Genomic DNA, 12498 nt, shown 5'->3' with positions numbered 1-12498 from the left:
GGGAAAACTAACAAAATAATTGTTCGTTGCAGGAAATGTGGTTTTTCAGTGAAAACCCTTTTTCTTTTTGTCTTTTGAAATGGAGGAAACTTCATGGACAAGACAGGGATAGATGAATAATAACGCTTGATTTGAGGGGTGAATCAGTTGACAGGTCAACTAGTTCAGTATGGACGACACCGCCAACGTAGAAGTTATGCTCGCATCAGTGAAGTTTTGGAATTGCCGAATTTGATTGAAATTCAAACCTCTTCCTATCAGTGGTTTCTTGATGAGGGCCTTCGTGAGATGTTCCAGGACATTTCACCGATTGAAGACTTTACTGGTAACTTATCACTCGAGTTTATCGATTACAGTCTTGGCGAACCGAAATATCCAGTGGAAGAATCCAAGGAAAGAGACGTCACTTACTCTGCTCCATTGCGAGTGAAAGTCCGCCTTGTGAATAAGGAAACAGGTGAAGTAAAGGACCAGGATGTCTTCATGGGCGATTTCCCGCTTATGACTGAGACTGGCACATTTGTCATCAATGGTGCCGAGAGGGTTATTGTTTCCCAGCTAGTGCGTTCACCGAGTGTATATTACAGCGGAAAACTGGATAAGAACGGGAAAAAGGGCTTCTCTGCCACCGTTATTCCTAACCGCGGTGCTTGGCTTGAATATGAAACAGATGCCAAGGATGTTGTATATGTAAGGATCGATCGTACGAGGAAGCTCCCTGTTACGGTTCTTTTGCGTGCATTAGGGTTCGGTTCTGATCAAGAAATCATTGATTTGATCGGTGATAACGAATATATCCGAAACACACTCGAAAAAGATAATACGGAAAGCACGGAAAAAGCGCTTCTGGAAATCTATGAGCGCCTCCGTCCAGGCGAACCGCCTACAGTTGACAATGCAAAGAGCTTGCTGGTATCAAGATTCTTTGATCCAAAGCGCTATGACCTTGCAAATGTAGGGCGTTATAAAATCAACAAAAAGCTTCATATTAAAAACCGTTTATTCGGGCAAAAGCTTGCTGAAACATTAGTTGATCCTGAAACAGGAGAAATTATCGCAGAAAAAGGCGTCACTCTTGACCGCCGTACTTTGGATAAAATCATTCCTGCGCTTGAAAACAATGTTGGCTTCAAGTCATTAAGCCCATATGGCGGCGTGGTTGAAGAGGATATCACTCTGCAATCAATCAAAATCTATGCTCCAAATGAAGAAGGCGAGAAAGAGATCAATGTTATTGGGAATGCATATGTCCCTGAACCGATCAAAAACATCACGCCTGCTGACATCATCGCTTCTATCAGCTATTTCTTCAACTTGCTGCATGGTGTAGGCGACACAGATGACATCGACCACTTAGGAAACAGACGTCTCCGTTCTGTTGGCGAATTGCTTCAGAACCAATTCAGGATTGGTCTGTCCAGAATGGAACGTGTGGTCCGTGAAAGAATGTCCATCCAGGACACAAATACAATTACACCACAGCAATTAATCAATATTCGCCCGGTTATCGCGTCCATTAAAGAATTCTTTGGAAGCTCCCAGCTTTCACAGTTCATGGACCAGACGAATCCGCTGGCGGAATTGACACATAAAAGGCGTCTTTCTGCGTTGGGGCCTGGTGGTCTTACACGTGAACGCGCTGGTTTCGAAGTGCGTGACGTTCACTACTCCCACTATGGGCGTATGTGTCCGATTGAAACGCCGGAAGGTCCAAACATCGGTTTGATCAACTCCCTTTCCAGCTTCGCGAAGGTTAACCGTTTTGGTTTCATTGAGACTCCATACCGCCGCGTTGACCCTGAAACAGGAAAAGTGACAAGCCATTTCGATTACTTAACAGCTGATGAGGAAGACAACTATGTTGTGGCACAGGCGAACGCTCGCCTGGCAGACGATGGCTCTTTCATTGACGACGAAGTAATTGCCCGTTTCCGCGGTGAAAACACTGTTGTCAAGCGTGATCGCGTCGACTATATGGATGTATCACCGAAGCAGGTTGTATCTGCTGCGACTGCATGTATCCCGTTCCTTGAAAACGATGACTCCAACCGTGCGCTGATGGGTGCGAACATGCAGCGTCAGGCTGTTCCTTTGATGCAGCCTGAAGCTCCAAGAGTCGGAACTGGAATGGAGCACGTGTCAGCGAAGGACTCAGGTGCGGCAGTAATCTGTAAGCACGAAGGAATCGTTGAGCACGTTGAGGCACGCCAGGTATGGGTGCGCCGTGTCAAAGAGGTTGACGGTGAGGAAATCAAGGGTGACCTTGATAAATACCGCATGCAAAAGTTCATCCGTTCCAACCAGGGTACTTGCTACAACCAGCGCCCAATCGTTAGCGTTGGCGACCGTGTTGTAAAAGGAGAAATCCTTGCTGACGGCCCATCAATGGAAAAAGGGGAACTGGCACTTGGACGCAATGTCCTTGTCGGCTTCATGACTTGGAATGGTTATAACTACGAGGATGCTATCATCATGAGTGAGCGCCTTGTTAAGGATGATGTGTATACATCCATCCATATAGAAGAGTATGAATCAGAGTCCCGCGATACAAAGCTTGGGCCTGAAGAAATCACACGTGATATTCCAAACGTTGGGGAAGATGCACTGCGCAACCTTGACGAGCGCGGAATCATCCGTGTTGGTGCTGAAGTAAAAGACGGAGATCTTTTGGTTGGTAAAGTAACGCCTAAAGGGGTTACAGAATTGACTGCTGAAGAGCGTCTGCTCCACGCAATCTTCGGTGAGAAAGCAAGGGAAGTCCGTGATACATCATTGCGTGTTCCACACGGCGGCGGCGGAATCGTCCTTGACGTCAAAGTGTTCAACCGTGAAGATGGCGATGAACTTCCTCCTGGCGTAAACCAGCTTGTCCGTGCCTACATCGTTCAGAAGCGTAAGATTTCTGAAGGTGATAAGATGGCGGGACGTCACGGTAACAAAGGGGTTATCTCGAAAATCCTTCCAGAAGAAGATATGCCGTATCTTCCAGATGGAACACCAGTCGATATCATGCTTAACCCACTAGGGGTACCATCACGTATGAATATCGGTCAGGTGCTTGAGCTTCACCTTGGTATGGCAGCGCGCTACCTGGGAATCCATGTTGCTTCTCCAGTATTTGACGGAGCCCGTGAGGAAGATGTATGGGCAACGATCGAGGAAGCTGGAATGGCAAGGGATGCTAAGACCATCCTTTATGATGGACGCACAGGCGAGCCGTTCGATAACCGTGTATCTGTTGGTGTCATGTACATGATCAAGCTTGCTCACATGGTAGACGACAAGCTCCACGCTCGTTCTACTGGACCATACTCACTTGTTACACAGCAGCCACTTGGCGGTAAAGCCCAGTTCGGCGGCCAGCGTTTCGGGGAGATGGAGGTTTGGGCGCTTGAGGCATATGGCGCTGCATACACATTGCAGGAAATTTTAACTGTCAAGTCCGATGATGTTGTGGGACGTGTTAAAACATACGAAGCAATCGTTAAAGGCGAAAACGTACCTGAACCAGGCGTACCTGAGTCATTCAAGGTATTGATGAAGGAACTTCAAAGTCTTGGTATGGACGTTAAGATCCTTTCAGGCGATGAAAAAGAAATCGAAATGCGCGACTTTGATGATGATGAAGAACTGCAGCATGCAGAAACTTTGACAATTGCCCCAGAATCAGAGGAAATGGATTCTGAAAAAGTAGGAATGAAAGAATAGGTCCATCTAATTGGCACACGTGTACAAACAGTTGAATAACAGTATTGTCCACGTGTGTTCCTTTTTTGATGGCCATAAGGGTAAAACCCTAGATTAAAAGGGAGGTAGGCCCCTTGCTAGATGTTAATAATTTTGAGTACATGAAAATTGGCCTCGCTTCACCAGACAAGATCCGTTCATGGTCTTTTGGAGAAGTTAAAAAGCCAGAAACAATCAACTACCGTACTTTAAAACCAGAAAAAGACGGCTTGTTCTGTGAACGTATCTTCGGACCGACAAAGGACTGGGAGTGTCATTGCGGAAAATACAAGAGAGTCCGCTACAAAGGCGTAGTCTGTGACCGATGCGGTGTAGAAGTAACACGCGCTAAAGTCCGCCGTGAAAGAATGGGACACATCGAGCTTGCTGCTCCTGTATCTCATATTTGGTATTTCAAAGGTATTCCTAGCCGTATGGGACTTGTTCTTGACATGTCTCCTCGTGCTTTGGAGGAAGTAATCTACTTCGCATCTTACGTGGTAACGGAGACTGGCGACACTGCTCTTGAAAAGAAACAGCTGTTGTCAGAAAAAGAATACCGTGCTTACCGTGAAAAATACGGCAACAAATTCCAGGCATCAATGGGTGCTGAAGCAATCAAAAAGCTGCTTTCTGATATCGACCTGGACAAAGAAGCCGATATGCTTAAAGAAGAGCTAAGAACTGCTCAGGGACAACGTCGTACGCGTGCGATCAAACGCCTTGAAGTAGTTGAAGCATTCCGTGGGTCAGGCAATGAGCCATCATGGATGATCCTTGATGTCCTTCCTGTCATCCCGCCGGAGCTTCGCCCGATGGTACAGCTCGATGGCGGACGTTTTGCGACTTCCGACCTTAACGACCTGTATCGCCGTGTAATCAACCGTAACAACCGTCTTAAGCGCCTTCTCGACCTTGGTGCTCCAAGTATCATCGTCCAGAACGAAAAGCGTATGCTTCAGGAAGCTGTTGACGCGCTGATCGATAACGGCCGCCGCGGACGTCCGGTAACTGGACCAGGTAACCGTCCATTGAAGTCACTTTCTCACATGCTGAAGGGTAAGCAGGGACGTTTCCGTCAAAACCTTCTTGGTAAGCGTGTTGACTACTCTGGCCGTTCCGTTATCGTCGTAGGACCTAACCTGCAAATGTACCAGTGCGGTCTTCCGAAAGAAATGGCTCTTGAGCTATTCAAGCCATTCGTAATGAAAGAATTGGTGCAAAAAGGCTTAGCACATAACATAAAGTCTGCTAAACGCAAAATCGAGAGAGTTCAGCCTGAAGTCTGGGATGTTCTTGAAGATGTAATCAAGGAGCACCCTGTATTGCTTAACCGTGCCCCAACTCTTCACAGACTGGGAATCCAGGCATTTGAACCAACGCTGGTAGAAGGACGCGCGATTCGTCTTCACCCTCTAGTATGTACAGCTTATAACGCTGACTTTGACGGTGACCAGATGGCAGTCCACGTTCCTCTTTCTGCAGAAGCTCAGGCGGAAGCAAGACTATTGATGCTTGCTGCACAGAACATCCTTAACCCTAAAGATGGCAAGCCAGTTGTTACTCCATCCCAGGACATGGTTTTAGGTAACTATTACCTGACACTGGAAAGAGAAGGCGCTGTTGGGGAAGGTATGGTCTTTAAGGACACAAATGAAGCGTTGATTGCATACCAGAATGGCTATGTTCACCTTCACACACGTGTTGCGGTTGCTGCATCTTCACTTGGCAACCAGACATTCACTGAAGAACAGAACCGTCAGCTCTTGATCACAACTGTTGGTAAGCTGGTTTTCAATGAAATCCTTCCAGCATCATTCCCTTATATCAATGAGCCTTCCAAACAAAACCTTGAGGAGAAAACTCCTGAAAAGTATTTTGTTGAAAAGGGTGCAGATATCAAGGAAGTTATCAAGGCTATGCCATTGGTTGACCCATTCAAGAAGAAGATTCTTGGAAACATCATTGCTGAAGTGTTCAAGAAATTCAAAATCACAGAAACATCAAAAATGCTTGACCGTATGAAGGGACTAGGGTTCCAATATTCCACTAAAGCTGGTATTACGGTTGGTGTGGCTGATATCGTGGTTCTTAAAGAGAAGCAGGAAATTATCTCTGAAGCACAAACGAAAGTTGATAATGTCCTTAAACAGTTCAGACGCGGTTTGATTACCGAAGATGAGCGTTATGACCGAGTGATTTCCATCTGGAGTGCGGCGAAGGATACAATCCAGGCCAAGCTGATGAAATCCCTTGATAATTCAAACCCGATCTTCATGATGAGTGACTCCGGTGCCCGTGGTAACGCGTCCAACTTCACTCAGCTTGCAGGTATGCGCGGTCTGATGGCCAACCCGGCTGGTAGGATCATTGAATTGCCGATCAAGTCAAGTTTCCGTGAAGGTCTGACAGTATTGGAATACTTCATCTCAACTCACGGTGCTCGTAAAGGTCTTGCGGATACAGCGCTTAAGACAGCTGACTCAGGTTACCTGACTCGCCGTCTTGTAGACGTAGCCCAGGATGTCATCGTCCGTGAAGATGATTGTGGTACAGACAGAGGCCTATTCATCAAAGCTCTTAAGGATGGCACTGAAGTAATTGAGGCTCTTGATGAGCGTCTGATCGGCCGTTATGCAAGAAGGGCAATCAAACACCCTGAAACAAAGGCTGTCATCGTTCCTGAAAACGGCTTGATTACAGAAGATCTGGCAACAGAAGTAGTAGAAGCAGGTATCGAGGACGTCTGGATCCGTTCTGCATTTACTTGTAACACACGCCACGGCGTATGTAAGAAATGTTATGGCCGCAACCTTGCTACAGGCCAGGAAGTTGAAGTGGGCGAAGCAGTCGGAATCATCGCTGCCCAGTCTATCGGAGAACCTGGTACACAGCTTACAATGCGTACATTCCATACAGGCGGTGTTGCAGGAGACGATATCACACAGGGTCTTCCGCGTATCCAGGAATTGTTCGAGGCACGTAATCCTAAAGGGCAAGCAATCATTTCCGAGCTTGAAGGTGTCGTAGTTGGCATCAACGAAGGCAGAGACCGCCAGCAGGAAATCGTTGTCCAGGGCGAAATCGAAAGCCGCACTTACACGGCACCATATACAGCTCGCCTAAAAGTAGCTGTAAATGACCATGTAGCACGCGGACAGGAGCTGACTGAAGGTTCTATCGACCCTAAGGAACTCCTAAGGGTCAAAGATGTTCAATCCGTGCAGGAATACCTGTTGAAAGAGGTTCAAAAGGTATACCGTATGCAGGGTGTAGAAATCGGCGATAAGCACGTAGAAGTTATGGTTCGCCAGATGATGCGCAAGGTAAGGGTAATCGACGCAGGTGAAACGGATGTATTGCCAGGCACATTGCTTGAAATCCATCAGTTCACTGACGCTAACCGCAAAGCACTTTCTGAGGGCAAATTGCCGGCTACAGGACGTCCAGTATTGCTTGGTATCACCAAAGCATCACTTGAGACAGATTCCTTCCTGTCTGCAGCTTCCTTCCAGGAAACAACAAGAGTGCTTACCGATGCAGCAATCAAAGGCAAGCGCGATGAGCTTCTTGGCTTGAAGGAAAATGTTATCATCGGTAAACTTGTTCCAGCGGGTACTGGCATGCAGCGTTACAGAAGAGCTGAGCCAATCGCTGCGGAAGAAGAAAATGCAGAGGATGCAATTACTGTAGAATAAAATGCAGGCGCGGTGCTTTCTGCTACGGCAGAAGTGCCGCGTTTTAAATGATTAACAGAATTTGCATGCATAAATGATAATAGTTTTGAAAAAAAGTTCTTAGATGTTGTTGACATCGTTTGATTGAAATGTTACTATTTCAAAGGTGCTCCTATTTACCTGTTGCTTTGGAGGATATCATGTCTTATGAAAAAGTAGCGCAGGCTAACAAGATAATAGTAGGATCAAAGCAAACAGTGAAAGCCCTGAAAGCAGGCGAAGTAATTGAACTGGTCATTGCAGAGGATGCAGACGCGAAAGTGACGGTAGAACTTGTGCGGATCGCCAGTGAGATGAACACCGTCATCAGCTATGTTGACTCCATGAAAAGATTGGGGAAGACATGCGGCATTGCAGTAGGTGCTTCTGCTGTAGCGATTACCAAATAAAAACTGTTTTTGTAGTAAGAACTGCAAGAACTTTGTTTTTTGTAAAAAAATGAACCACCTGGATGTGTGGGCTTACAAAAATGTGAAGGGAGGAAAATGATCATGCCTACAATTAACCAATTAGTGCGCAAACCACGTAGCACAAAAGAGGAGAAGTCAAAATCTCCAGCGCTAAACAAAGGTTATAACAGCTTCAAAAAAGCACAAACAAACGTATCATCTCCACAAAAACGTGGTGTATGTACTCGTGTTGGTACAATGACTCCAAAGAAGCCGAACTCAGCGTTGCGTAAATACGCTCGTGTACGTTTGACTAACGGAATCGAGGTAACAGCTTACATTCCTGGTATCGGACACAACCTTCAAGAGCACAGTGTTGTTCTTATCCGCGGAGGACGTGTAAAAGACTTACCGGGTGTACGTTACCACATCGTACGTGGTGCTCTTGATACTGCTGGTGTTAACAACCGTATGCAGGGCCGTTCTAAGTACGGTACTAAGAGACCAAAAGCAGCTAAGAAATAATAAACCAAAAATATTAACCCTTTTTGAAAGGAGGAAATTACATGCCACGTAAAGGTCCAGTTGCAAAGAGAGACGTATTACCGGATCCGATTTACAATTCAAAGCTTATCACTCGTCTTATCAACAAGATGATGATCGACGGCAAGAGAGGTAAATCTCAAAAGATCCTTTATTCAGCTTTTGATATCATTCGTGAGCGTTCAGGCAAAGAGCCAATCGAAGTATTCGATGCAGCTCTTAAGAACATCATGCCTGTTCTAGAAGTTAAAGCACGCCGTGTAGGTGGAGCTAACTACCAAGTACCAGTTGAGGTGCGTGCAGACCGCCGTACAACTCTTGGTCTTCGCTGGTTAGTTAACTACTCACGTCTTCGTGGGGAAAAGACTATGGAAGAGCGTCTTGCTAACGAAATTCTAGACGCAGCCAACAACACTGGTGCTTCTGTTAAGAAGCGCGAAGATACACACAAAATGGCGGAAGCAAACAAAGCATTCGCTCACTATCGTTGGTAGGATTACCTTCAACATAAAAACACTCATACTAGGAAGGAGAAAGACCAAATGGCAAGAGAGTTCTCCTTAGAAAAAACTCGTAATATTGGAATCATGGCTCACATTGATGCTGGTAAAACAACAACAACTGAGCGTGTTCTATATTATACAGGCCGTATTCACAAAATCGGTGAAACTCACGAAGGTGCTTCTCAAATGGACTGGATGGAGCAGGAACAAGAGCGTGGAATCACGATCACTTCTGCTGCAACAACAGCTTCTTGGAAAAACCACCGTGTAAACATCATTGACACACCTGGACACGTAGACTTCACGGTTGAAGTTGAACGTTCACTTCGTGTTCTTGACGGTGCAGTAGCTGTACTTGACGCTCAGTCAGGTGTTGAGCCACAAACTGAAACAGTTTGGCGCCAGGCTACAACTTACGGAGTACCACGCGTAGTATTCGTTAACAAAATGGATAAACTAGGTGCGGACTTCCTTTACTCTGTTTCAACACTTCATGATCGCCTGCAAGCAAACGCTCATCCAATCCAGCTTCCAATCGGAGCTGAAGATGAGTTCGAAGCGATCATCGACCTTGTTGAAATGAAAGCTATCTTCTACGGAAATGACCTTGGTACTGAAATTACTGAAGGTGAAATTCCTGAAGAATATAAAGCACAAGCTGAAGAATACCGTGAAAAGCTAGTTGAAGCGGTAGCTGAGCTTGATGAAGAATTGATGGAAAAATACCTTGGAGGAGAAGAGCTTACAATCGAAGAGATTAAAGCAGCTATCCGTAAAGGTACTACTAACGTTGAATTCTACCCAGTTATCTGTGGTTCAGCATTCAAAAACAAAGGTGTTCAGCTAATGCTTGACGCTGTAATCGACTACCTTCCATCTCCACTGGATGTACCAGCTATCAAAGGTACTCTTCCAGATTCAGATGAAGAAGTTGAGCGTCACTCAAGCGACGAAGAGCCATTCTCAGCTCTAGCGTTCAAAGTTATGACTGACCCTTACGTTGGTAAATTAACGTTCTTCCGCGTTTACTCTGGTACTCTTGAGTCTGGTTCTTATGTACAGAACTCAACTAAAGGCAAGCGTGAGCGTATCGGACGTATCCTTCAGATGCACGCGAACAGCCGTCAGGAAATCTCAAAGGTTTACGCAGGCGATATCGCAGCAGCTGTAGGTCTTAAGGATACTACTACAGGCGACACTCTATGTGATGAAAAGAACCTAGTTATCTTGGAATCCATGCAGTTCCCTGAGCCAGTAATCCAGTTGTCTGTAGAGCCTAAGTCAAAAGCTGACCAGGACAAGATGACTACTGCACTTCAAAAGCTTCAAGAAGAAGATCCAACTTTCCGCGCACATACTGACCAGGAAACTGGACAAGTTATCATCGCCGGAATGGGTGAGCTTCACCTTGACATCATCGTAGACCGTATGCGTCGTGAATTTAAAGTGGAAGCAAACGTTGGTGCACCTCAGGTTGCATACCGTGAAACTTTCCGCGAATCAGCTTCTGTTGAAGGTAAATTCGCACGTCAGTCTGGTGGACGTGGTCAATTCGGACACGTTTGGATCGAGTTCTCTCCAAACGAAGAAGGAAAAGGTTTCGAATTCGAGAACGGTATCGTTGGTGGGGTTGTTCCTCGTGAATACATCCCTGCTGTACAAGCTGGTCTTGAAGACGCTCTTGATCGTGGAGTTCTAGCAGGATATCCACTAGTTGACATCAAGGCAAGACTATTTGATGGTTCTTACCACGATGTTGACTCCTCTGAAATGGCGTTTAAAATCGCTGCTTCAATGGCACTTAAGAATGCTGCTTCCAAGTGTAAGCCAGTTATCCTTGAGCCTGTCATGAGGGTTGAAGTTGTTATTCCTGAAGAATACCTTGGAGATATCATGGGTATGATCACTGCTCGTCGCGGACGCGTCGAAGGTATGGATGCTCGTGGTAACGCACAGGTAGTTCGTGCGATGGTTCCTCTATCAGAAATGTTCGGTTATGCAACTGCTCTTCGTTCTAGCACACAAGGACGCGGTGTATTCTCAATGCACTTCGACCACTACGAAGAAGTTCCTAAATCAGTTTCTGAAGAAATCATCAAAAAAAATAAAGGTGAATAATTGATTTTCATCTTTTAATCAAGTATAACTACTAATGTAAGCATACCGCTGTGGAATGGGGAAACCTGTTTCACAGCACATTACAATATACTTAACTTTTATAATCTAAAGGAGGATTTTCCTAATGGCAAAAGCTAAATTCGATCGTTCCAAGCCACACGTTAACATTGGTACAATTGGTCACGTTGACCATGGTAAAACAACTCTAACTGCTGCTATCACTTCTGTTCTTGCAAAAGCTGGTGGAGCTGAAGCACGCGGATATGACCAAATCGACGCTGCTCCAGAAGAGCGCGAGCGTGGAATCACTATCTCAACTGCACACGTTGAGTACGAAACTGCTACTCGTCACTATGCACACGTTGACTGCCCAGGCCACGCTGACTATGTTAAGAACATGATCACTGGTGCTGCTCAAATGGACGGCGGTATCCTTGTTGTATCTGCAACTGATGGCCCAATGCCACAAACTCGTGAGCACATCCTTCTTTCTCGTCAGGTAGGCGTACCTTACCTTGTTGTATTCATGAACAAGTGTGACATGGTTGACGACGAAGAACTACTTGAATTAGTAGAAATGGAAGTTCGTGACCTTCTTACTGAATACGAATTCCCTGGCGATGATATCCCAGTAATCAAAGGTTCAGCTCTTAAAGCTCTTGAAGGCGAAGCTGCTTGGGAAGAGAAAATCGTTGAACTAATGAACGCTGTTGATGAGTACATCCCAACTCCAACACGTGACACTGACAAGCCTTTCATGATGCCTGTTGAGGACGTATTCTCAATCACAGGTCGTGGAACAGTTGCTACTGGCCGTGTTGAGCGTGGACAAGTACGCGTTGGTGACGTAATCGAAATCATCGGTTTCACTGAAGAGCCAAAATCTACAACTGTTACAGGTGTAGAAATGTTCCGTAAGCTTCTTGACTATGCAGAAGCTGGAGACAACATCGGTGCACTTCTTCGTGGTGTAGCACGTGAAGAAATCGAGCGTGGACAGGTATTGGCTAAGCCAAAATCAATCACTCCACACACAAAGTTCAAAGCGGAAGTTTATGTTCTTTCTAAAGAAGAAGGTGGACGTCATACTCCATTCTTCACTAACTACCGTCCACAATTCTATTTCCGTACTTCTGATATTACAGGTATCTGTAATCTTCCTGAAGGCGTAGAAATGGTTATGCCTGGCGACAACATCGAAATGACTGTTGAACTAATCGCTCCAGTAGCTATCGAAGAAGGAACTAAGTTCTCTATTCGTGAAGGCGGACGTACTGTAGGCGCTGGCGTAGTTGCTTCTATCCAAGAATAATTTAATTAAAATAAAGCAGCTGGATGACGATGATGTGACCCCCGAAAGTTAGAGTTTAATATTATGCAGCGAATTGGCTGGTATGAAGACGGAATTGAACCGGACTCATGCCAGCCAATTTTTGTTTAATCCTTTTGTGGTTGTAATAATGGATGTATGATTCGATATCT

At 45.6% G+C, this 12498-nt stretch carries 8 protein-coding genes; 7 read left to right on the top strand and 1 reads right to left on the bottom strand.

Annotated elements, in window-relative coordinates; all coding sequences use genetic code 11:
• The first annotated feature begins 147 nt into the window (after positions 1-147).
• From rpoB to tuf, 7 genes are all read left to right on the top strand, one after another.
• Positions 148-3708 carry a DNA-directed RNA polymerase subunit beta gene (rpoB, locus tag AC3EBE_RS21250; RefSeq protein WP_488597022.1) on the top strand — a complete coding sequence of 1187 codons (3561 nt, stop codon included), beginning with the start codon at positions 148-150 and terminating at the stop codon, positions 3706-3708.
• Positions 3709-3821: 113 nt separating this feature from the next.
• Entirely contained in the window at positions 3822-7424 is a 3603-nt protein-coding gene (rpoC, locus tag AC3EBE_RS21245; protein WP_488597021.1) for a DNA-directed RNA polymerase subunit beta', read from the top strand.
• A gap of 179 nt (positions 7425-7603) precedes the next feature.
• Complete coding sequence (locus tag AC3EBE_RS21240) at positions 7604-7852, top strand: 50S ribosomal protein L7ae-like protein (RefSeq protein WP_488597020.1); 249 nt, start codon at positions 7604-7606, stop codon at positions 7850-7852.
• 102 nt (positions 7853-7954) lie between these two features.
• Positions 7955-8377, top strand: coding sequence for a 30S ribosomal protein S12 (rpsL, locus tag AC3EBE_RS21235; protein ID WP_251487350.1), 423 nt, complete (start codon positions 7955-7957; stop codon positions 8375-8377).
• Positions 8378-8418: 41 nt separating this feature from the next.
• Entirely contained in the window at positions 8419-8889 is a 471-nt protein-coding gene (gene rpsG, locus AC3EBE_RS21230) for a 30S ribosomal protein S7 (RefSeq protein ID WP_023626435.1), read from the top strand.
• Positions 8890-8937: 48 nt separating this feature from the next.
• Positions 8938-11016: an elongation factor G gene (gene fusA, locus AC3EBE_RS21225; protein ID WP_488597019.1), complete on the top strand. Its 2079-nt coding sequence runs from the start codon at positions 8938-8940 to the stop codon at positions 11014-11016.
• A gap of 124 nt (positions 11017-11140) precedes the next feature.
• Positions 11141-12328, top strand: coding sequence for an elongation factor Tu (gene tuf, locus AC3EBE_RS21220; protein ID WP_488597018.1), 1188 nt, complete (start codon positions 11141-11143; stop codon positions 12326-12328).
• A gap of 61 nt (positions 12329-12389) precedes the next feature.
• Here the strand turns inward: tuf and AC3EBE_RS21215 are convergent.
• Positions 12390-12498, bottom strand: a 109-nt coding sequence (locus tag AC3EBE_RS21215; protein WP_488597042.1) for an IS3 family transposase, incomplete at its 5' end; no start/stop codon positions are given.

The organism is Mesobacillus sp. (assembly GCF_057785455.1).
Note: the sequence above shows the minus strand (reverse complement) of the source record. Positions and strands in the feature narration are given on the sequence as shown.

Excerpts from the sequence above, each read along its gene's own strand:
- AC3EBE_RS21240 (WP_488597020.1), top strand. The coding sequence starts at position 7,604 with ATGTCTTATGAAAAAGTAGCGCAGGCTAACAAGATAATAGTAGGATCA.
- rpsL (WP_251487350.1), top strand. The coding sequence starts at position 7,955 with ATGCCTACAATTAACCAATTAGTGCGCAAACCACGTAGCACAAAAGAG.
- rpsG (WP_023626435.1), top strand. The coding sequence starts at position 8,419 with ATGCCACGTAAAGGTCCAGTTGCAAAGAGAGACGTATTACCGGATCCG.
- fusA (WP_488597019.1), top strand. The coding sequence starts at position 8,938 with ATGGCAAGAGAGTTCTCCTTAGAAAAAACTCGTAATATTGGAATCATG.
- tuf (WP_488597018.1), top strand. The coding sequence starts at position 11,141 with ATGGCAAAAGCTAAATTCGATCGTTCCAAGCCACACGTTAACATTGGT.